Annotated in this window: 16 protein-coding genes and 1 pseudogene; 3 read left to right on the forward strand and 14 right to left on the reverse strand. The window is 55.7% G+C overall.

Annotation, left to right across the window (positions count from 1 at the left end; translation table 11 throughout):
• The 9 genes and pseudogenes from VKV18_RS15870 to VKV18_RS14870 all read right to left on the reverse strand — a co-directional run.
• Positions 1–150, reverse strand: a pseudogene (locus VKV18_RS15870) (acyl-[acyl-carrier-protein]--UDP-N-acetylglucosamine O-acyltransferase); the annotation flags it as partial.
• Positions 143–616 (reverse strand): 3-hydroxyacyl-ACP dehydratase FabZ, encoded by a 474-nt coding sequence (gene fabZ, locus VKV18_RS14835; protein ID WP_343217382.1) that lies wholly within the window; start codon positions 614–616, stop codon positions 143–145. The pseudogene VKV18_RS15870 and the gene fabZ, both read right to left, overlap by 8 nt.
• Before the next feature lie 5 nt (positions 617–621).
• Positions 622–1488, reverse strand: coding sequence for a UDP-3-O-acyl-N-acetylglucosamine deacetylase (gene lpxC, locus VKV18_RS14840; RefSeq protein ID WP_324204961.1), 867 nt, complete (start codon positions 1486–1488; stop codon positions 622–624).
• Complete coding sequence (gene lpxD, locus VKV18_RS14845; protein ID WP_324204962.1) at positions 1478–2536, reverse strand: UDP-3-O-(3-hydroxymyristoyl)glucosamine N-acyltransferase; 1059 nt, start codon at positions 2534–2536, stop codon at positions 1478–1480. Before lpxD ends, lpxC begins: the two co-directional genes overlap by 11 nt.
• Complete coding sequence (locus VKV18_RS14850) at positions 2533–3543, reverse strand: hypothetical protein (RefSeq protein WP_324204963.1); 1011 nt, start codon at positions 3541–3543, stop codon at positions 2533–2535. Before VKV18_RS14850 ends, lpxD begins: the two co-directional genes overlap by 4 nt.
• A 148-nt stretch (positions 3544–3691) precedes the next feature.
• On the reverse strand, positions 3692–4363 hold the full coding sequence (locus tag VKV18_RS14855; RefSeq protein WP_324204964.1) for an OmpH family outer membrane protein: 672 nt from the start codon (positions 4361–4363) through the stop codon (positions 3692–3694).
• 203 nt (positions 4364–4566) lie between these two features.
• Positions 4567–6501 carry a BamA/OMP85 family outer membrane protein gene (locus tag VKV18_RS14860; RefSeq protein ID WP_324204965.1) on the reverse strand — a complete coding sequence of 645 codons (1935 nt, stop codon included), beginning with the start codon at positions 6499–6501 and terminating at the stop codon, positions 4567–4569.
• 102 nt (positions 6502–6603) lie between these two features.
• Positions 6604–7233 (reverse strand): RNA polymerase sigma factor, encoded by a 630-nt coding sequence (locus tag VKV18_RS14865; RefSeq protein ID WP_324204966.1) that lies wholly within the window; start codon positions 7231–7233, stop codon positions 6604–6606.
• A 548-nt stretch (positions 7234–7781) separates the two neighbouring features.
• Positions 7782–12836: a translocation/assembly module TamB domain-containing protein gene (locus tag VKV18_RS14870; RefSeq protein WP_324204967.1), complete on the reverse strand. Its 5055-nt coding sequence runs from the start codon at positions 12834–12836 to the stop codon at positions 7782–7784.
• Between the two features lie 751 nt (positions 12837–13587).
• Between VKV18_RS14870 and VKV18_RS14875 the strand changes: the two genes are divergently transcribed.
• Positions 13588–14229 (forward strand): O-methyltransferase, encoded by a 642-nt coding sequence (locus tag VKV18_RS14875; RefSeq protein WP_324204968.1) that lies wholly within the window; start codon positions 13588–13590, stop codon positions 14227–14229.
• Between the two features lie 15 nt (positions 14230–14244).
• Here the strand turns inward: VKV18_RS14875 and guaB are convergent, their stop codons facing one another.
• The 5 genes from guaB to VKV18_RS14900 form a co-directional block, all read right to left on the reverse strand.
• On the reverse strand, positions 14245–15774 hold the full coding sequence (gene guaB, locus VKV18_RS14880; RefSeq protein ID WP_345786428.1) for an IMP dehydrogenase: 1530 nt from the start codon (positions 15772–15774) through the stop codon (positions 14245–14247).
• A gap of 70 nt (positions 15775–15844) precedes the next feature.
• Positions 15845–16696 (reverse strand): cytochrome c biogenesis protein CcsA, encoded by an 852-nt coding sequence (ccsA, locus tag VKV18_RS14885; protein WP_324204970.1) that lies wholly within the window; start codon positions 16694–16696, stop codon positions 15845–15847.
• Positions 16693–18060 (reverse strand): glutamyl-tRNA reductase, encoded by a 1368-nt coding sequence (gene hemA, locus VKV18_RS14890; RefSeq protein ID WP_324204971.1) that lies wholly within the window; start codon positions 18058–18060, stop codon positions 16693–16695. The genes ccsA and hemA overlap by 4 nt, the downstream gene beginning before the upstream one ends.
• A complete protein-coding gene (locus tag VKV18_RS14895) occupies positions 18060–18743 on the reverse strand; it encodes a bifunctional precorrin-2 dehydrogenase/sirohydrochlorin ferrochelatase (protein ID WP_324204972.1) in 684 nt (227 codons plus the stop codon). Before VKV18_RS14895 ends, hemA begins: the two co-directional genes overlap by 1 nt.
• On the reverse strand, positions 18740–19507 hold the full coding sequence (locus tag VKV18_RS14900; protein ID WP_324204973.1) for a redox-sensing transcriptional repressor Rex: 768 nt from the start codon (positions 19505–19507) through the stop codon (positions 18740–18742). Before VKV18_RS14900 ends, VKV18_RS14895 begins: the two co-directional genes overlap by 4 nt.
• 523 nt (positions 19508–20030) lie before the next feature.
• Between VKV18_RS14900 and VKV18_RS14905 the strand changes: the two genes are divergently transcribed.
• Positions 20031–20921 (forward strand): prepilin-type N-terminal cleavage/methylation domain-containing protein, encoded by an 891-nt coding sequence (locus tag VKV18_RS14905; RefSeq protein WP_324204974.1) that lies wholly within the window; start codon positions 20031–20033, stop codon positions 20919–20921.
• Between the two features lie 14 nt (positions 20922–20935).
• A complete protein-coding gene (locus VKV18_RS14910; RefSeq protein WP_324204975.1) occupies positions 20936–21154 on the forward strand; it encodes a hypothetical protein in 219 nt (72 codons plus the stop codon).
• The last annotated feature ends 42 nt before the right edge of the window (positions 21155–21196 follow it).

Genomic DNA, 21196 nt, shown 5'->3' on the forward strand with positions numbered 1-21196 from the left:
GTTTTCAAATATCTGCACGTGGCCATGCAGCACCGTTCCGGCACCGATGAAGCAGTTCTTACCGATGATGCAGTAAGGCCCGATCTCCACATCGGGTTCTATTTCGGCCCGGGGGTCAATGATGGCTGTAGGATGCCACCGCTTAGACACTGTTGTTATCTCCTGCCTCCACTGTGACCGGGGTGGATTTATTTTCCACGAGCTTAAAGAGCATTTCACAGCTAGCCACTTCCTGCCCGTCCACGCGGGCAATCATCTGCACTTTGCCCGCATCCCCATGTACTCTTAATAACGTCGCTTCGATGATTAACGTATCACCAGGAACGACGGGGCGTCGAAGTCGGCAGCGGTCAATACCGCCGAGGTAGGGCAGCTTATGGCGATGTTCGGGGGCAAGCAGCATAATGAGACAGGCCACTTGCGCCATCGATTCGAGGATGAGAACCCCGGGCATCACCGCCTTTTCGGGGAAGTGCCCATTAAAGAAGGACTCGTTGATAGTGACGTTCTTTAACCCTACGACTCGTTCACCGGGTTGCCACTCGATGATTTTGTCCACCAAAAGCATAGGGTATCTGTGCGGGAGCAACTGACGTATCGCTTCTATGTCCAGCACATGATTCATGCAGTTATATCTCCTTCGTAAGGCGCTTGAATGGTTCGATAGATCGCTTGCGCCAATTTTGTGTTGATAGTATGCCCTGGGCGGTGCACCGCTATGTGTGCGTTGAACCGGGCGCCGACAAGGGCGAGATCCCCAATAAGATCGAGCAGTTTATGAGCGACCCACTCATACTCTACCCGCAAGGGGGAGGAGAAGCAATGGGGTGGGTCAATCAGGAGGGCATTTTCAAGGGTACCCCCCCGAGCAAGCCCCGCTGCCAACAGCGCCTCGACCTCTTTGCGGAAGGCGAAAGTACGAGCCGGGGCCACGCGCTCTTTGTAGAGGGCGACATGCCCGCAACCCAACGGCAGTTCGGCGCTGGCCGTACCCTCCGGCCAATCCTCCGAAACAAACTCCACGTATAGGCGAAGATTTGGGGCCGGGGAGCACTCGGCCACGCTTTTCCCCATAGTTACCCTCAGCGACGTGTAGAGATTAAAGATTGGCGCCGGCTCTGACTGGGGAACAATGCCGGCCTCCATAACGGCCTCTACCCAAGGCTGTGCGCTACCATCGAGGATGGGGAGTTCAGGGCCTTCGACCTCGATCATGACGTTGTCTACTTCTAATGCGAACAGGGCCGAGAGCAGATGCTCCACCGTGCTGATACGAACTTGGGCGTTACCAAGCGTGGTACAGCGTTGGGTATCTACCACGTACTCGGCCGTTGCGGGAACGCTTTGCCCTTTTATCCAAAAGACGCGCCCGAAGTTGGTGGGAGCAGGCCGCAAACGCACCGTGGCGGTGGCGCCTGTGTGAATGCCTGTTCCGCGCACAGAGAGGGCATCGGCCAAGGTATGTTGGGAAAGAGTATCAGCTGTCATTCAATTTCGCTTCTAGCTCGGCGATTTTTTGTTCTAGACTGCGCAGGCGCTTTAAGGTGTTGGGCAGCTCGGCGATGGCGGCGTACTCGCGCATTTTGGTCCAATGAGAACGCGCCGGATAGCCCGACACGGTCTCCCCTTCGGCCACATCTCCGATGACGCCGGCCTGCGCACCCACTCGAGCTTTCGAGCCAATGGTAAGGTGGTCGGCAATGCCGGCCTGCCCTGCCAGAATAACGCCGTCGCCTATCTTTACACTGCCGGCAATGCCCACTTGGGCTACGATAAGGCAGGAACGCCCTATCTGAACATTATGCCCTACATGCACAAGATTGTCAATTTTTGTGCCGTCCCCAATGCGTGTAGCCGTTGTTCGCGCCCGATCGATGCAGGTGTTCGCTCCGATCTCCACGTCGTTGCCCACCTCCACGATGCCCAGGTGGGGCATTTTACTGAGGCCTGTTGGTGTAGGCACATAGCCAAAGCCGTCGGAGCCGAGCACGCAACCGGCATGCAGAATGCAGCGGTGCCCTATTTTAACATTGGGATAGAGCACCACATTGGGGTAGATAAGACAGTCGTCACCGATGAAGCAGTCGGCCCCTATTTTAACTCCGGCCCCAATGCGCACTCTCTCTCCGATGTGCGTTCGTGGCCCAATTGTGGTATAGGGTCCGATGGACACCTCTTTCCCAAGAACCACTCCTTCGCCGAGAATGGCCGTGGGATGGATGCCGGTTTCAAACGGCGGGGGGGTAGCAAAGGATTCGAGAATTTTGAGAAATCCCAACCGTGGATTTTCGACCAGAATAAGGGGCTTGGAATCGGCAATCTGTGCCGCCAGTGCAGGGGTTGTGAGAACGGCCGTGGCCGGAGAGCGAAGGGCCTTGCGAAGAAAGGTGGCATTTTCGGCGAAGACCAGGTCCCCAGGTTCGGCATCTTCAATGTCGGCAACGCCGGTAATGAAAACATCCTCCGGCGCGTTTTGCAGAGAGCCGTTCAGCAGCTCGGCAATTTGTCGCAGTGAAAGCGATAGAACACAGCTCATGGTAGGCTACGCCCTCTTTCCTGTTGGAGTTGCGTTTTTACAAAGTCGGTAGCATCGAAGGCGCCGGGTGTGCCTTGTGGCACAAGGTGCCAACCCCGCTGTTGCAAAATGGCGCGCACCTCTTGGCGGAGCGCTTGGAGACGAATTTGAGCAAACTCAGCCCCCATCTGAGAGGCCTGCATGGCGGCATTGGCCGTTGCCTTTTGGACGGCTTGCTGTGCCGTTGGAAGGGCTGTGCGAGATGGTGAGGGCAGCATCACCGGCAGCGAGACGCTTGGTGGGGGGATGGACGGAATGGGGGGAAGTGCGAGGTTGACCTCTTGAAGGAGGGCCTGTTGATTTTCTGCCGCCTGAGCAGCCTGACGCGCTATTTCTGCATCTTGCTGTTTACGATAGGCTTGCAGACGGTTTTGCAGATCGGCCTCGATCTGTTGACGTGTTTGGGAAATAGCTTGGGCGATCTGTTGATCGGCTTGTGCGAAAAGCTGTTTACGAGCCGATTCGACTTGGGCGAGCTGTTGGGCAATAAGGCGTTGTTGTGAGAGGGCATCGAGGTGGGCTTGACTATTTGCAAAGACGCCGGAGGTAGCCCGCACCTGGGTTTGCGCGGCTATTTCGCGAAACTGAAGAAGCGTCTCCTGTCGGTTCAGTTGGGCGAGTTGGCTTTGCAGCGAGTTCATGACCTGGGCGCGAATGCTATCGGAGGCCTTCTGGAGCTGCTGTTGGGCTGCGGTTTGTTGTTCCTTCTTATAGCGGTCGAAGTCGAGCTGTGCGGCATCTTGAAGGGACTCGGTAAAGCGCTGCAGATAGCGCGCAGCATCGGCGTTAAGCTGCTGGCGCCGCGCGGCCGCCAGCGTGGCGCCTATAGGAGGGGGGAAGACGAAGGGGGGGGGAGGGGCAGAAAAGGCCATCGGTGCAACGGCAGGCGTTGCTGTAGCCGAGGAGGTTGCGGGTAATGCGGTTGCAAAAAGCGGGAGGCTATAAGGGAGAAGGGCTTGCATCCTCACGAAACAGAGTTTCGCAGAGGGGGGTTTTGGAGCGCAGCCTTCTCCCAAAAAGCAAAGAAACAAGCAAGCTGTAGCGAGAGCCAGCTTCTTTTTAGTACAAACCACCTACAGCAACACCTCCACGTCGCCCATTGTGTGAGAAGAGGCGTTACTTATTCAGAATTTTCAGCACGTCGTCGGTGCAGTCGGCCTGTGCGTAGGGCGCCACGGAGTTATCGAGCACGAGCGCATAGCCCTTATCTTTGGCGACGGTCGCGATGGCATCGCGAATGTTCTTGGTAAGTTGAGCCATAGCGGCATCGAGCTTATTCTGCATATCCTGCTGGAACTGCTGCTTCAGCAGGTTAATTCGCGCTTCGGTTGCCTTTTCAAGGTTAAGATAGTTATCGAGCGTCTGTTTATCTTGGGGGCTTAAATTTTGGGATTGCGATAGGCGCTGGTAGTCGTCGTTGGCCTTTTTGCTCTGATCCAGAAGCTGTTGTTCCTGCTGCTTTTCGGCGGGGGTAAGCCCTGCCGGCGTATTGGCTTTTTGCAGGAGCGTAGCTAGGGTTTTTTGGTCTTGTTCGGAGAGAAAGGGGTTGTCCGTCATCACCTGCAGCAGCTGTTGTTGCTGGTTTGTTTCTGCCTGCATCTGGTCACGGTACTGCTGTACCAACTTATACTCCGTTTGGATGCGGTTCATATCCACAGAGGCGAAGCGTATGTCGACGGGGGCGCTTTTGGCATCGGCGAAGGCATGGGAAAGGGAGGCCACGATACCCCAGACAATCGCGGCCAGCACAATCCAGTACAACATGGGTCGGCTATCATTTGATCGCATAGTGTTTTCTCCTCATCAGAAAGGATGGATTTTTCTGTTAAAACACGTTCATACGTGCAACAGATGTTCTTTCTTGCTTCAAATTCCAGGTAAGTAGGAATATCTTACATTATAACTGAAATCGGAAGGTTCTTCGTACTCGTTGGTTTTTAGTGCATCAATTACTATTACGGAATCGCCGGCGCTATGCTCCCCTGTTTGGTTTAGAAGGTAGAACCGAAGCTGAAGTGGATGCGGCCGCCCTCACTTCCTATGCCGTAGTCGAGACGGATAAGCCCCAACGGGGTGACAATACGCAGCCCCGGTCCTACTCCGATGTAGGGATGGAAACCCCGCTGTGAAAAACCGTTGATATTTACGTTACTGTAGGGGCCGCCCCAGGCATCGCCGATATCCACAAAGAGAACGCCGGTGAACTTCGGAGCGAGAGGCTGCCGCAGTTCGATGGAGGTAAGGAACTCGTACTTGCCCCAAAACCGGTCGTCACGATAACCGCGAAGGGTATCGGCTCCCCCCATGAAGAACTGCTCGAAGAAGGGGAGCGTGCCGGTAGAGGCTCCAACGAGTGCGCGCAGAGCCAGCACGGTTTCCGGTTTGGTGGGGTCGTTGAGCGGTCGTTGGCCGCTAAGGCTAAAGTATTGGCGTGCCTCGAAGCTGGTGCGAAGGAAGTTGACGCTGCCGGTAATGGTGCCGGTAACGGGGATGCCGTAGATGGTGCGCGGTGTGCTGATGTTGGCATGGCCGATCTCGACCCCTATCTGTTGCACACCGCCTTTAGAGGGGTCGAGATAGAGGTCACGTGTATCGTGGCTAATGAAGCCGGTGACGGACACGATGGGGCCGTTTTGGATGATGTTCAAGTCTTGCGGGGGTAAGTTAAGCAGGTCGGTGGTTACGTTTTCCGCACGAAGCGATAGGGAGGCGCTGTAGAAACGCCCGAAGGGGCGGGTAGCGGTAACGATGCCTCCGGCGCGTTGTTCGGTGTAGTAGTTGTTTGTGATGGAAGCCGTCGTGCCTGGAATGGGTGCAATGGGGCTTGCAGCGCTTAGGGAGCTGGAGAACCGATAGACCGTTTTGTCGTAAAGCTGCACGTCGAGGTTGGTGTTGCGCCCACCGAGGTAGGGTTCATCGAAGTCAAGCTCAACGCTAGTACGGTTGGCGATTCCCCCCACCTCCCCTCGCACAGCAAGGTGTTCGCCTAGCCCACGAAAGTTATTATCGGATAGTTCAATAGCTCCAATAAAGCGCTCCGTGTCGCTGTATCCTGCCTCGACATGGATTTCTCCGGAGCGCTTTTCCGTGAAATTGAGGGTGATGGCGATCTGCCCGGTTCCCACCACGGTAACGGAGGGCCGCACGTCGTCGAAAAGCCCGGTGTTGAGGAGGGCTACACGGTCTTGGGCCAGCGTATCCGTATTAAAGTAACTGCCGACGCGCGTTTTGATGACGTGCATAATATAGGACTTGCGCGTTTTGTGCAGCCCAACAAAATCGAGGCTGGCCACTTTGGCGACGATAATGTTGATGTGAAGCACGCCCGAGGCATCAATCGGCACATCTTGACTAAACGAGGCGATGTAGTGCTGCTTTTGGTAGAGGTCTATAATGGCATTAGCATCGTTAAGAAACTGTTTGCTGTTAAATACGTTGCCGGGCTTCAGGCCCTGCAGTTGGGCCTCCACAACTTCCGGTTTGATGGGGCCGGTTCCGGTGATGCTGATGTTGGTGATCATGGGGTTTTCGTCCACCGAGATGATCACCTTACAGGTGCCGTTAGGGGGGGTTGGCTCTTCGGCGTAGACGTTCACGCCGTTGCGTGGGTCGGGGTCGAGAACACCAAAGTAGCCGGTATCTAGCAGGTTCTGTTCCATCTGGGCTTGGAGCTGTGGGGTAAAGAGGTCGCCCACCTTAGCACCACTCGCGCCGATAATGAAAACGCTATTAAGGTTATGGTTTCCGCGCACCTCGATATCGGAGATGCGGGGGGCTTGTTGGGCAGCGGGTGGCGGAGCCGTTGACGAATCGGGGGTTTGAGCAAGCGGAGCACTTTTCACCTGAGGCGATGCCAAAATCAGCATCATGCTGAGAAGAAGCAATACAAGAGAAGCAGATTGTTTCCCGATAGGCCGAAGGCTCATTTTGCTGTAGGACACTCCTTTGTGCACGCGCTAAGAGGCGCGTACGAGTAAGAGAATTAATAAGTCGCAACAGAGTTTACCCTGTTTGGGCCTCAAATTAGACTATGACCGGTAGTATGGCTCTAACTTACGCCGCAGCATGGCGCGCGCCCGTGAGAGTCGGGTTTTCACGTTTTCGAGGCTGAGGCCGGTGGCCTCTACAATTTCGTTGTAAGAGAGCTGTTGAAATTCACGCAGAATAATGACCTCTCGATACTCAATGGGCAAGGAGTCGATGGCCGCAAGGATTTTCTGATGCAGCTCTTTTTGTTCGAGCACTTGCTGCGGGGAATGAGTCCAATCCGCAATATCGCGTGTGGTGCGGGTGTCGTCGTCGGGATCGCTCATCTGTTCAAGTGACTCGATTCGGATATGGCGTTGGCGTTCGCGGCGTCGCAGGCGATTGATGCAGAGGTTACGTGCTATCTGATACAGCCAGGTGAACACCTTTGAGTCGCCACGGAAGTTAGCATAGTGTTTATAGGCGCTGATGAAGGTCTCTTGCGTGACATCGGCGGCCTCTTCGTAGTCTCCCAAGAAGCGGTAGACAACATTAAATATCCGCTTTTCGTATCGGGCGACAAGCTCGTCAAATTCGAGGCGACTTTCCGCCTCGTCCGATGAATGGGCGTTCATGCTGACCACAGAGTCTCCGGCCGATGTGCTTGCGGCAGCGGCCTCAGAGGGCGACAACGTACACCCTCCATTTTCGACGTTGGCTGCAGAAGAACCTCTTAGGCAGGCCTGATAGAACATGGTAACCTATCTCTGAAGGTGTAGAGAAGAGCGACGGACACCTGCTCGATGTTTGCGTTTGACCGACGTATCACGACTTTCTTTGAAGTAGGACGTTAAGAAACGCGCAATGTTACAGATAAACCTGTGGGGGCAGGCCTTATGCCGGTTCACAAAGTGTAGATTCAACAGGTCTTTCGGTTCCTCCTGCCGAATGGGGGTAGGCTCCTCGTTAAGAATTTGCAACTATTTCGTTCGCGAGGGTTCACAGAACTGTCCTTCTGCCGATCTCCATGCCAAGCACCTGGTGCCGGCGGCAGTTTGTGAACTCCACGGATGGACGGAAAACTATCCCGACCCAACCAACGGCTGTTTGTTTGTGTCGCGTCAATCGGAGTATGGGCATTAGCTAGGTGAAATCACAGAGGAGCTTGCTGACCGGCTTGTAAACGCGGTAGGGGCTGTTTCTAGAGAACGGATAGGGGGAACGGAGATCACAGAAAGCTCTAGAAGGAACTTATTCCCTCTAACAGGAACGATTTAATGTTTTGTTCATCTTGCTGGAATGTGAACTGGAAGCGGCGGCTGAAGCGGAAACTCGCTCTGAACGTCTCTTGAATGTGGGCGTTGACGAGGGTACGGGTGTAGGTAAAGTAGATGGGGCCGAAAAGGTGCCGACTGATGACGAGGTTAAGCCGTTGAAAAGGATCGTAATTGAGGGCAAGCTCTTCAAAGCCGAGCGCGTGGGCAGGCTGCTCGAAAATGGTGGGCAAAACGGCGCCGGCCACAAGGCTGGTAAGCTGTTGCGTGAAAAGCTGCGTTGGGTTTAACCCAAAGGTGTTTTGCGAGAGCACCGGGCCGCCGAGTGCGGCAAGAAACCGCTGTTCAAGCAGCTGCTGATCGCCGATGAAGTCGGGCGGATCCGTCTGGAAGGTAAGGCGTAAGCGCGAGCGTTGGGTTACGGGGTCGAACACGTTGCCGGTGATAGGACCTTGGGCATTCACGATGACCCGATAGCGTTTTTCTCCGGAAAAGGTGCCAGGTGCGGCCAGCGTCATATTCGTTTGGGCGCGCAGGTTCACATCAATGCCAAGGATGGGCACGTTTGGTTGTTCGGGGTCTGGGGTAGGATAGCTCAGCGTGATGCGCCCAGGCGGCAAGATGGTAAAGCGTGCCGTGGGCAGGTTCAGGCGTCCTTCGAGGATATCGAGGGTTCCGTTTAATTGGACGGCGAGATTCGAGGAGGCGCCGGCAGGGCTTGTCCCTTCGATGGTTGCCATGTTCGCTGCGCGCCTTGGTACCCCAGAAACCAGAATGGTGCCGCTTACGCGGGCGCTAAGCGCCGAAGCGGATAGCTGCACGTTACGGTCGAGATGGAGGGCGAGCTGGAAGCGATGGACGAGCGGGATAACAAACCCTCCGGCACCGGTACCTCCTACATCGGATGGAGGGATGGCAAGCGCATCGCTAATGTAGACATCGCCTTGAAGCTCCGGCCTTGCCAGCGAACCTGCAACTTGGAGCAAAACCCGAGCCTCTCCTCGTACGGTGCCGCTGTGAAACCCGGGGATAGGCGATTCGTCAAAAGCGATGTCGGCGGCTTGCAGCGTGATTCCGGTATTACTCTGCTGCGTGATGGGCAGTGCCCCAAAAAGATTCACCGGCTGAACGGTGTTGGGAAGAACCGCGCCGGTTTTGGGGTCGAAAAGAGCGGTTTCCGCATGAAAATCGTTAGATACTTGGATTTGACTTCCGTTGAAAATGAGCGAGCCGGCGATGTTGCGCAGGCCGGTACGCAGGTAGTGCGGTTTGTGGGTAGTGGTGTCGAGATAGCCAATGCGAAGGCGATTGGCTTGAATGTCGAGTGCTCCGTTGACGTTGGGCGATTGAACGGTATTGGTAAGATGAGCCGATAGGGAGAAGACACCATCCGTATCGAGCGCGAGGCTAGGAGCAAAGACGCGGAGGAGATCGATCTTCTGTTGAGGCACGCGGGCTGTAAAGTCGAGTGTTGCTGTATTGGGCAGGAAAGGAGGTTGCCATGAGAAGTCGGTCGAACCAAAAAACTCCGTTTCAAACTGTTGAGGTTGGTTATCAGCCCCCGTCACGGCGATAGAGACGGTTACGGGGTCGAGCACAGCGCGCGGCTCGGCGATATGGAGGTGACTTACATCAATACTGTCTATGCGAAAATCGCGGAACGAGGTGTGCAAGAGCACGTTTTTCGCATCGGCGGAGACATCAAGAACCGGCGCCTTCGTGGTGCCGGAGGCGACGACAAAAAGATCGGCCTTCCCCTTCAACTGAGAAAGCGTTTGGATGAGTGCGTTGCTCGAAGTCGCCGTTAGACTTGTGTTCACTGTAGGGAGCCACTCGGTGAGTCGGCCAAGGTCGAAGTTATAGAGGCTGAGATCGCCTTGAATGGGGCCGTGGAATGCCACGCTGATCTGCTTGGAGAAGAGGGTGGCTTCCGGGCTGTTAAGGGTTAAAGCCGGGGCGTTGCTTTGAGGCAGGGGCATTACAAGGGCCTCTTTGGTAAGTCGCCCGCTGCCCTGCAAGGAGGCGATGGTGTTGGTGCCGATCTGGATTTGGTCTAAGTGGAAACGGATGTCGGCAATGGGGGAGTCGGCGGTGCCGGTGAGTTGGGCCGTGCCCGAAAAGCTGCCCTGAAGAGGCGGATTGAAGCTGCGAAGATAGGTGAGAGTGCGCTGACCGGCACCTGTTTGGGCGAAAGGAGAAGCCCCTAGCAGGTCGAGGAAGCGTGCTAGCTGAAGCCGATTCCACTCGATGGTGCCCGCAATCTGCTTCGATTTAAGATCATAAGTCGCGTTGTGAACGGTGATCGCTTCGGCAGGTTCCGAGTTTGGTTTAGAAGGGGTAGTCGAATCGGTGGGAAGAAAGGTAAGTTGGCTGAGTTGGATACGGTCTTTCTGATAGTCCCAACGGCTTGTCATTTGGCCAAGGGCGTCACCGCGATAGGCTAAATTAGCTCCGTTGAGGTTCGCGGTGGCTTCAAGGTCCTTGAGCTGCCCTTGTACTTGGCTAAAGAAGCCGATGGTACCGGTTAGGTCGGCATAGGGTTTGCCGGTTAGCATTGCCGCCAAATCGGGAATGCTGAGGCTATCCCCAATGAGATCGAGGTGCAGTTGATGATCGGGTGTCAGCGTGCCATGAGCCACAATGTGACCTTTCGCAGCATCAATCTGAGCATTTTGCAGCTGAAGGCCCTGACGCGATGTATAGTAGAGGGTGGCCTCCGCATTGGAGAGGGCTACGCCGTTGAGCGAGGCGTGTTGTAAGCTGAACGTAACGGGATGAAGCAGATGCAGATCGTGGAGGGTGCCGCCCACATCTATTTCGGAGCTTTCCAGACTGCCTACGATGGAGTCGGGGCGAATGGCGGTTTTCTGCAATGTGTCCAAAGCCCCTAGTTTTTGAAGAAGATCGCTCACATCCACATGGCGTACCGCGGCGACTAAGGCAACACCTGGGTCATGACTTTGCAAGCCGTTGATGGTTCCCCGAAGGGTAAGCTCGCCGGGGTACTGCTCCGCAAGCCCTCTTACGATCTGGAGCGAATTCGGGGTTAATTGAAACCCTGCGCTGATTCTATCGAACCCCAAACGGCCGGCTTGAATGGAAAAGGCGTTAAGCACGCCGGTTACTTGCGGCTGATGGAAGGAGCCTCCAATGTGCGCTCTTAGGTAACCAACCCCCTTCAGCTGGGCAAGGTCGAACAGGGCAGCAGAAGAGGGAGCGGAGCTGTTATTCTCTTCCATGAACAGGGGCGCTTTCGTCGCTTTGGCTTGGGTGAGTTCACGCCAAAGTCCACCGATATCCACTTCATCGGCCACCAGCCTGAGGTTCAGTTTTTGATGGGCGACATCTACCAGCCCACGGGCTAAAGCGATGCCCATATCGTCTTCTAGGCGCAAGTTTCGGATGAAGACTTGCTGAGGCGTTCCTTGTGCGCGAAGATAGGTGAGGGCGATGCGGCGCCCTTTGGAGCGGAAGTTGTTGACCTCCACTTGGGTGTTGAACTGAGGCTCCTGGCCGTTCTGCACACGAAACGCCACGTCGGCTTTGGCGGTGCCCTCCATAGGTTGATGAAGCAGGTTTCCAAGCGTTTGTAGCTGCAGGCCTTGCATGTGGGCTTGAGCGGTGACGGCGAGTTTCGGTGAGGTGATGGCATTCGCACGAATCGCCACCTGGCCGTGTGCAAACGCGCCATGAAGGTCGGCCGTAAGCCGATTGTCCGCATAAAAAGCTTTGAGCTGCAGCGGGCCGGCGGTGATATTTCGGTAGTTCACGTGGTTAAGGAGACCTTGAAGTTGGGCTACCGGGTGGTTAAGAGGGCCTATGAGGGCGAAGTGAAGGGAGGGCGAAGTCGCGTTGAGATGTGGCAAAAGCGACCGCACTTTCGGAGAGAGCGTTTGAAACCACGGCAGGTATCGAAGTTGAGACCAGACTTGAGCCAAGTGGAGATTCTGACCGTTGCCTTGTACATCGGCTACAAGGTTCTGAAAGGGTTGGGTGAGGTTGGCCACGCGGCCTGAAAGCGCCATCTGGCTGCCGGCAAAACGAGCCTGCAGGGTCCCTTGGCAAAGCGTAGGGAGCAGCGTGAGGTCGGCCTGCAGGTCGGTAACAGGAGCGCCGAGATGGGAGGGGAGGAAGACAGCGTTGTGAAGACGCAGAGTCCCTTCGATCTGCATCCAGCGTTTGCCGATAGTCCATGCGGCCGTAAGCGGATGGGGCGCTAAAAGCAGATCGGCATGGAGGTCGGCCTGTCCCTCCCTTACCTGGCCGAATCGGCTCGGTAGAAGCTGTTGGGCGATATCGGGTAGTTGAAGACCCCTTCCATCCAGCTGTAGGGCAAGAACTTGGTTGGGTTGTAGGAGGAGAGTAGAGTGAAGGGCACCCTTGAGGCCCTGGCGACCTAGGCCGTTAAGGTCAAGCCCGAAAGTGCCGTTAGGCAGTAGGGCGATAGTACCGTTGATATGGGTAAGGGTGGCGTGTACGGGCGTCGTGCGCGGCGATAGGAGGGCGTTATCGCTATAGCGTAGGGTGCCGTTGGCGATGAGGATATGATGGGTGAGCGGCCTGCCGGGCTTCTTTTTGGGTTTGAGGAGTTGGCTAAAGTTCCATAGGCCGGAGCGATTACGAGCTACAAACAGGAAAGGGTCGGTGAGTTGAATCTGCTTTACATAGGGCGTTTGGAGGTTATGCGCGAAGAGGAGGGTGGCGAGATCGTAGGACAGGCTTACCTTTGCCGCAGTTGCCAGAGGTACGCTGGGCGTGCGGGGACTTTCGGCTACAAAAACCTGATAGAGGCTCACCCGATTGGCGGTTAGGCGGAAGGGACTGTACTGGAAGTGAACGCGCTCCACGCGCACGGTGCGCCCCAGTGCCTGTGTGGCCTGGTTTGAGAGAATGCGGGCAAGATTTTGGTCGGACAAGAGAAAGTTGGTCCAGCGGCGCACACCGAAGAGGCCACCCACAAGCACGAGGCCGGCGGGCAATAGAAGAAGCAGCCCATTCAAGAGGCGGCGTACGTACCGCATGGTTCAAGTTCGCCCATCGTTTCTTTCTTAGCTAGAGTTTACCATCTAAACTCTAGGTTTTGAGGGGGCAGGATTCCGGGTTCGGGAGAAAGGGGGCGGTTATGGTTGGTTTCCGAAGGGGAGATTATCATAGAAAATTGCCGATAAGCTTACTGGTCTCCCCTCTCCCAAAGTGGGGGAGGGGCGGGGGAGTGGGGGCCTTAAAGAGCCGGCTATACAACTGTCGTTTCGAGCCGATACTACAACTGTCATTTCGAGCCGAAGGCGAGAAATCTTGAATTGCAATTCCCACCTGTCCTGAGGGCGAGGGGTGAGGCTGCAGAGACTGCCAATCGCTTCGGTTCTAGAGCCAGTTAGCAAAGTGGGCTTATCTCGTTCGCCCCCTATCCCGTCCTTTCGTCCTCGCGGACAGCAACGCAGCGGCCAGAGAGATAGGCAATTAAGAAGACGACACAGGCCGCTGAGGTGGTCAGCCCCCTCCCTGTAGGGGGAGGGGATGGGACTTGAAGAGCCGGTGATACGACCGTCCTTTCAAGCCGAAGACGAGATGAACACGTGTCATTTCGAGCTGATGCCACAACTGTCATTTCGAGCCGAAGGCGAGAAATCTTAAGTTTCCATTCCCACCAGCGCTTTAAGATGGTGAAAGACACGCAAAAAACCTAGCCTTTTGTAGGGGACAGGAGAGGCAGGAAAAAGCGGCCTTGCATGAGAAGTAAGCTCTGCAGAAATTTCGTAGACGGAGGATACAATGCCCGACCTTTTTCACCCACAGATGATGGACTACCTAGAGAGCCTCGTTCCCAAACGCCATGAGATTATGCTGGAGATGGAGGCACGTGCCCGCGAGATCGGCTTTCCCATCATCGGCATTGCGGGTGGGCATTTTCTTTATCTCATCGCGCGTATGATGAAGGCCACCCGCATCTTTGAACTAGGTTCTGGGTATGGCTACTCAACCGCTTGGTTTGCGCGTGCCGTTCGCGAAAATGGCGGCGGGGTGGTTCACCACGTGGTTTGGGATGAGAACCTTTCCTCACAGGCAAGGGACTATTTGGGGCGCCTTGGCTATTCCGATATCGTGCAGTTTCACGTGGCGGAGGCGGTGGAGACTTTGAGGGCGACCGCGGGGCCTTTTGACCTTATCTTCAACGACATAAACAAAACAGGCTACCCGGCCTCGATACCGGTAATCAAGGAGAAACTTCGGCCTGGTGGGGTTTTATTGTTAGATAACATGTTATGGCATGGCGCTATTTTCAATCCGACAGACACATCCGAAGCGACGAAAGCCATTCATGAAACCACACGGTTGCTCACCCAAGACCCTCAATTTATCAGCAGCCTCATTCCCATTCGCGACGGCATTATGTTAAGCTACTATGTGCCCTAGAATGTTGCGCTTGGGTTAGTCGCGACTGCCTTCATTAAAAGCGTATTCGCTGGAGTAGTTGGGTGGCTCTTTGGTGATCCAAACATCATGCACGTGGCTTTCACGCAACGAGGCGGACGTTTGGCGTACAAATCGCGCTTTCTGGTGAAGCTCCTTAATGGTTCGTGCACCCACATATCCAAGCCCGGATCGAATGCCACCGAGAAGTTGATAGATGGTATCGTTCATCGCGCCTTTGTAGGGCACCCGACCCTCCACGCCTTCGGGAACGTAGCGGGAGGCGTTCTCAAGGCCATAGCGGTCACTGGAGCCTTCTTGTAGGGCCCCTTCGCTGCCCATGCCGCGATACTCTTTATAGGCGCGACCTTGATAGAGGATCACCTCCCCTGGGGCTTCATCGGTGCCGGCCAGCATGTTGCCCACCATAACCGCAGCGGCCCCTGCGGCCAACGCCTTGGTGGCATCGCCGCTCCATCGTATGCCGCCATCCGCGATGACCGGTATGTCATAGCGGGCGGCCTCTTCGGCACACTCCATCACGGCGGTGAATTGAGGTACCCCCACGCCGCTAACGATGCGGGTGGTGCAGATGCTACCGGCTCCAAGCCCCACCCGTATGGCGTCGGCGCCGGCCTCGATGAGGGCGCGGGTGCCCTCTCGCGTGGCAACATTGCCGGCAATAACCGGCAGATCGGGAAACTTTTGTTTAATGGCGCGCACGGCGTTGATGACATCAAGCGAATGGCCGTGGGCTGCGTCAATAACAATCACATCTACACCGGCCTCTACGAGGACTGTCGTTCGCCCCACCGGGTCGCGCAAGGGGCCTACCGCTGCTCCACATCGCAGGCGCCCACGGGCATCCTTCGTGGCGTTGGGGTATTCACGAACTTTTTGGATATCTTTAATGGTGATCAGCCCAAGAAGGCGACGATTCTCGTCCACAATGGGCAGTTTCTCGATGCGATGCGTTTGCAATATCTGTTGAGCCTGTTCTAGGGTGGTGCCGAGCGGGGCGGTGATCAGTCCACCGGGGCGCGAGGCATCGGTGGTCATCACCTCATGGATGGGACGATCGTAGTTGGTTTCAAAGCGGATATCGCGGTTGGTAAGGATGCCGACGAGTTTGCCGGTTTCCGGCTCGGTGATAGGCACGCCGGAGATATGGTAGCGCTCCATGATCTGCAGGGCGTCTCGGATAGTGCGATTCGGGGGAAGGCTAATGGGGTCTACGATGATTCCATGTTCGGAGCGCTTCACTTTATCCACTTCTTGTGCCTGTGCGGCCGGGCTCATGTTGCGATGAATAATGCCAAGCCCTCCTTCTCGCGCCATCGCAATGGCCATGCGTGCGCCCGTAACCCGATCCATCGGCGAGCTAAGCACCGGGGCTTTCAGCCAAATACCGCGTGCAATTTCCGTTCTTAAATCCACATCGGCGGGGCGCACGGCGCTTTCTCCGGGCACCAGAAGAACATCGTCAAAGCTTAGCCCCTCGCGTATTTTCACATCTGTCTCCTGCATCTCTCCAATCCCCATTCCCATCGGCTCCTCGAACACTGCAAGGTTAGTAGAAAATTATACCTTCTTCCCTACCCTCTTCTCTATCGGCGTGTCATTGAGGAAAGTGATGGGTTGGGGAGGGAAGAAGGTAGAGAATAAGCAGGAACGGCAGGCCTGCTACCAGCACGTATTGAAGGCGAATGCCGCGCCAGCCAAACGCCAAACGTGCCAGCAGATAGAAGGCATACAGGAACCACGTAATGAAGGCTGCGAGGTTGTGGGGGTCTTCCAGCCAGAGCAGGGGCGAGGTGCTGAGATGGATTATGTAGGCCACACCCAGCGCCAAACCCAGCGTTAGGAGAGGCAGGCCGTAGGCCACCGAGAGGTAGGCGGCCCGATCGAGCGTGGCGAGTGGGGGGAGCAGGCGGAAGGGGCCGGCCACGCGGCGTGCTTTGAGCAGGCGGTTTTGTAGGAGGTAAAGGCAGGCGCAGGCGAAAGCGAGCACAAACAGCGCGATTCCAGCTACGATGGTCATAACGTGCAGGCTAACAATCTGCGTTTCGATCATCTTGTTTTTAGCCAGAGGGCTGTTGGTATTGAGAAGCCCCCAGACAAGAAAAAGGATAATGATCGGCAAAGCCGCCGCACCGAGGGCGCGAAGGTTTAGGCGAAGGTCAAAGAGAAGAAGCAGAATGGCCAAAGTCCAGGCCATAACGGCGAGCGTGCCGTACTTGCTGGCGAAGGGCGACAGATGGGTCAGAACACACCAGGCGCCGGTAGCTGCCAGTTGCAGGAGGATGGCGGAAACGAGAGCCACGCGTGCCCAGAACAGGAGCGACGTGTTGCCGCTGGCGTTTGATGGGGCCTTGGGTGCGAGTAAGACCAATGAGACCCCATAGCAAATGGCGGCAACGACATAGCAGATGAGCGCCAGCTCGTTGATCAGGATAGAAGGTTCGATCATCGCTCCGGTTCCGCAGGGGTTACAGAAAGTGTCGTTTCGTTATGGGCGGCGTTCACGCCGGGAACGGTTGGCTGGTCGGAAGCAGGCTCAGCCGCCGTTATTCCAAAAAGTTCATAAAGCGCGCGGGGTAAGTCGTAGTCGCTCGTGTTCTCCAATGCTGCCGTTTTTAAGCGTTGTATGGGGTCTTTGGCGACCCGATCTAGGATCGCGTCCATCATGGTTCGAATGGTTTGGCGATCTTTTTCGGTTAGGTGAGCGAGGCGCGGAGCAAATATCTGCCAGTACTCCTCTTTGATCTGTTCGAGATGCGAGCGCAGCGCACCGATGGCGGGCGTAACTTCGCGCGTCTTGCGCCATGCAAGGAAGCGAACCCGCTCCTCGTCCACGATGGCCTCGGCTCGGTGTATCTCGGCCTCTCGGTTTTGAATGTGTTCATTTAGATAGGCTTGGAGGTCATCGAGGTTGTAGACGAACACATTGTCCAGATCGTTGACATCCTCCGCCACATCACGTGGGAGGGCAATATCTATGAGAAACAGCGGTTTTCCACGCCGCCGCCGCATAATGGGCAGGAGATTATCCTTCCGCAGAATAGGGTGAGGAGCTGCCGTAGAGGAGATGACGATGTCGGCTTGTACAAGCCCCGTTTCAAAGGCCTCTTCAAAATGAATGGCCTGCCCGCCGAGGCGTTCGGCCATATCGCGGGCGCGTTCGTAGGTGCGGTTGGCTACCACCACGAAACGAACGCCGTTTTGAATAAGGTGTCGAGCGGCCAGTTCGCTCATTTTGCCGGCGCCGAGAATGAGAATCTGGGCGTGGGTAAAATCGTCGAAGATGCGACTTGCAAGGTCTACGGCAACATGGCCGATAGAGAAGCCGCCACGCCCGATCTCGGTTTCTGTGTGGACGCGCTTACCGGCCGTGAGGGCATGCTCGAAAAGTCGCGAAAGCAGCGGCCCCGCGGCGCCCACACTTTGTGCGGTACGCAACGCTTCTCGCACTTGCCCCAGAATTTGAGCCTCACCGATCACCATCGAATCGAGGCTGCAGGCCACGCGCAGAAGGTGATGAACGGCCTCCTCCTCTGTTTTGCGGTAGAGAAGCGAGGCGAACTCTGTGGTAGGTATGTTGTGAAAGCGTGAGATATGGGCGATAAGCTCTTCGCAAAGCTGGGTAGGAGGCACCGATCCGGCGGCGTAGACCTCCACGCGGTTGCATGTGGAGAGGATAACGCACTCATGGACCGAAGAGGCTGTGCTAAGCGCTTTAAACGCAGCGGGGAGGGCATGCTTTTGGTAGCTTAGCCGTTCGCGAAGGGCGAGGGGAGCGCTTTGATGATTCATACCCACGAGCACGATATGCATCACCGTTGTCCCTCTTTTGGTGATGACTGGGAAAGCCAAGGGCGAAGCAGTTGGTTAAGAACGGCACGCGCCTCCGGTTCCGGGTCAAGCTCAGCCCGAATCATCGCCAGGAGCTTTGGGGTTTGCTCGTGGAGCCGCTCTAGCGCCTCTTGACGAAGCTGTGGGTCGGTGGCAGTGGCAGTGAGAATCTCGCTTCGCAGTTTTCCGAGCAGTTGTAAAAGCTTTTCGTACTCGGTGCCATAGCGTTCGGCCAGCTCGTCGGCAATTTGGGCCGTCAGTTTCGGCTGCTGGCCGCCGGTGGCAACGCAGAGACACAGATCGCCACGGCGCACCACCGAGGGAACGATAAAATGCCCTTGCTCCGGCGCGTCGGCGACGTTAACAAGGAGGTTTCGCTCCTTGGCGCTTCTGGCCACCTCCTCATTAACCGTGTGTTCGTTTGTAACGGCAAAAACAAGCATGGCATCATCCAGATGAACCGGTTGGAAGGGTTCCATCCGCAACTCAATACGTCCCATAGCAGCCCACTGTTGGAGGCGCTCCGTTGCCGTAAGGCACACCACACGCACCCTTGCATGGGCATCCAGCAGCCCGCCCACACGACGTTCTGCCACCGGCCCGCCACCGATCACCACGCAGAGCCGGTCGCTAATGTCCAGAAAAATCGGATAGAGTGGTTTCAACTTTCAATAGGTGCCTCTGTTCTGTCGGGAACTTCGGGTTCAACGGCTGCGGCATAGGCAGCCAAAGTCGTAAGATGAGACTCTGCCATGTCCGCTTGGTTGTGGCCGTTTTGTTGTCTTTCGCGCTCTTCCTCTTCGGAGAGATGATAAGAGAGCACGGCAAGCTCTTGAATGAAGGAGACATTGCGTACATAGACCCCTTCCGGCACACGCAACAGAACGGGCGCGAAGTTAAGAATGGCGCGTATGCCGGCATCTACCAGGCGCTCGCAAACATCCTGTGCGGCGCTTGCCGGAACGGCCAGAATAGCAATGCGGGCTTTTAGCGAATCGTTTAGCTCTTTGAGACGCGCAATATCTTGGATCACTAAGTTCCATAGCGGCCGCCCTATTTTGCCATAGTTGTTGTCGAACACGGCCACAAGCTCGAATTGATGCTCCTTCAGCCCAGGATAGCCCACTAGGGCCGAACCCAAGTTCCCCGCTCCGATAAGAATAACGGGTTTAGGCCTATCTATTTTAAGGATACGTGTGATGCGCTGACGCAGTTCAGGCACATTGTAGCCAACGCCCGGTTTTCCGAACTCGCCAAAGTAGGAGAGGTCTTTGCGGAACTGAGCGGCGTTGATGCCGGTCTGACGTTCCACTTCGCTGGAAGAGACCGTTTCGATATGGGCCTGGTCGAGATCGTGAAGCAGGCGCAAGTAGGTAGCTAACCGCTCCAAAGTTGGAACGGGTACTCTGCTGTTAGGAACTTGTGTCAAGGTTTCCACCTCATTCGTGTGGTCGAACCCCGGCATCGTCGCACGAGACAAAACGTGGCTTTCGTCTTCCATCGAAGGGCAGTATACCCGTTGCAAGTGAAGCCGTCAATCGGTTTGTGAAATAACGCACAATCTTATTCAGCCTTCCTAGACCTGCCGATGTGGTTTTAGGGCTGTTAGGTTATTCCATATTTTCACCGGTGAACACACACCTTGCCGCTTGGCTTGTAGGCAGGGAACGGATGTCCTTGAAAAAATTTTTTTGGCACCCCTGCTCCTTAAAAACTCCTTAACATCCCTCTTGGTATAACTTTCTTTGGAACCAAGAGCATAGAGCAAAGTGCTGGGAGGAAATTGAAACGCGCTGTAGAAAGGGGTATAATTCCCGCCGTACCAAAACGAGCACTTTCTCGATCAACGTCGATCCACCCGATCGATGCCGCTCTTTGTTCCTCACAAAAAATCCACTTCGTTGCGAACTCCAGAAGAGTTCCGGCAAGCAAAACGAAAGGAGAAAGTCGGTATGCAAGTAAAAAAGAAGGGTTTTACCCTCATTGAGCTTCTCGTCGTCATCGCCATTATCGCCATCCTCGCGGCGATACTCTTCCCCGTGTTTGCGCAAGCGCGTGAAAAGGCACGGCAAATCTCCTGTCTGTCCAACACAAAGCAGGAGATCCTCGGCCTGCTGATGTATGTGCAGGACTATGATGAAACCTGGCCTCGAAACGACGATTGCGCCAATGGCGGCACGGTGCCTCTGCCCGGTGCGCCCTCTACGGCCATTGGATGTAATGGCCCTTACGGTGACCGAATCAACCACTACAAATGGTGGTGGTGGACCTATCCCTACACCAAGAACAACCAGATTATGTTCTGCCCAAGCCGTACCTACGATCAGCCCAGCTGGTTGAACGATGCCGAAATCTTTGGTGCGGGCTATGGACTTAACCTCGCCATTACCGGCAGCCTCAACACCTATGGCAACCCCAATCGCTACGGTGCCTTCCGCGATTCGTGGACGGGCGGAAAGTTGGCCGGTCTCAATTCTCCTGCAGAGGCCATGCTTACGATGGAGACCAACTATCCCGCCGTTGGTTCCTATGATGTGGGCAATGGAGCTCACCTGATCGCCTACCCTGAGGCCACACGCGAATACTGGGCGAAGCTGATCTTTCCACCAGATGGGAACCCAAGTAACCCGGTAAACAAAAAGTTCGCCCCACATAACGACGGGTTCAACATCGGCTACTGCGATGGCCATGCGAAGTGGATGAAGGCAACCGCGTTTCTCGGAATGTGTCCTACATCGGCTCAGTATGGTGGAATGCCTATTCCAAATTACGAGAATATGGCCTATTACACCACGCAACAACCTTCGTGGACGCAGCCTTGGCCTTTATGGAATCTCTACTAAATGGTGAAGGCAAGATGAGAAGACCCATCATCTTCCTCATGCTCCTATCGCTTATGGCAATAGGCCTTGCCGGGTGCTCCTCGCAACCCTCTGAGAAGCCCTCTCCAAACCATCCGGTAAGCGAATCGGAGAAGGTGCACCAGCAGGAGCAGCAGATGGATCAAAGCGCCGGCCAGACGATGCAACCTCAACCGCCCGTTCCCAACCAGAACGCAGCTACGGGCGGCGACTGATCGGTGCAAGCCATCCAACCAGCTAGGGCGAAGCTACTGCTT

It is taken from the genome of Chthonomonas sp., from assembly GCF_035294505.1.
Classification (GTDB): Bacteria; Armatimonadota; Chthonomonadetes; order Chthonomonadales; family Chthonomonadaceae; genus Chthonomonas.

Coding starts and splice junctions, on each gene's coding strand:
- guaB (WP_345786428.1), bottom strand. CDS start 15,774: ATGGGAATGGGGATTGGAGAGATGCAGGAGACAGATGTGAAAATACGC.
- lpxC (WP_324204961.1), bottom strand. CDS start 1,488: ATGACAGCTGATACTCTTTCCCAACATACCTTGGCCGATGCCCTCTCT.
- VKV18_RS14855 (WP_324204964.1), bottom strand. CDS start 4,363: ATGCGATCAAATGATAGCCGACCCATGTTGTACTGGATTGTGCTGGCC.
- VKV18_RS14905 (WP_324204974.1), top strand. CDS start 20,031: ATGCAAGTAAAAAAGAAGGGTTTTACCCTCATTGAGCTTCTCGTCGTC.
- VKV18_RS14860 (WP_324204965.1), bottom strand. CDS start 6,501: ATGAGCCTTCGGCCTATCGGGAAACAATCTGCTTCTCTTGTATTGCTT.
- ccsA (WP_324204970.1), bottom strand. CDS start 16,696: ATGATCGAACCTTCTATCCTGATCAACGAGCTGGCGCTCATCTGCTAT.
- VKV18_RS14870 (WP_324204967.1), bottom strand. CDS start 12,836: ATGCGGTACGTACGCCGCCTCTTGAATGGGCTGCTTCTTCTATTGCCC.
- hemA (WP_324204971.1), bottom strand. CDS start 18,060: ATGCATATCGTGCTCGTGGGTATGAATCATCAAAGCGCTCCCCTCGCC.
- lpxD (WP_324204962.1), bottom strand. CDS start 2,536: ATGAGCTGTGTTCTATCGCTTTCACTGCGACAAATTGCCGAGCTGCTG.
- VKV18_RS14875 (WP_324204968.1), top strand. CDS start 13,588: ATGCCCGACCTTTTTCACCCACAGATGATGGACTACCTAGAGAGCCTC.
- VKV18_RS14910 (WP_324204975.1), top strand. CDS start 20,936: ATGAGAAGACCCATCATCTTCCTCATGCTCCTATCGCTTATGGCAATA.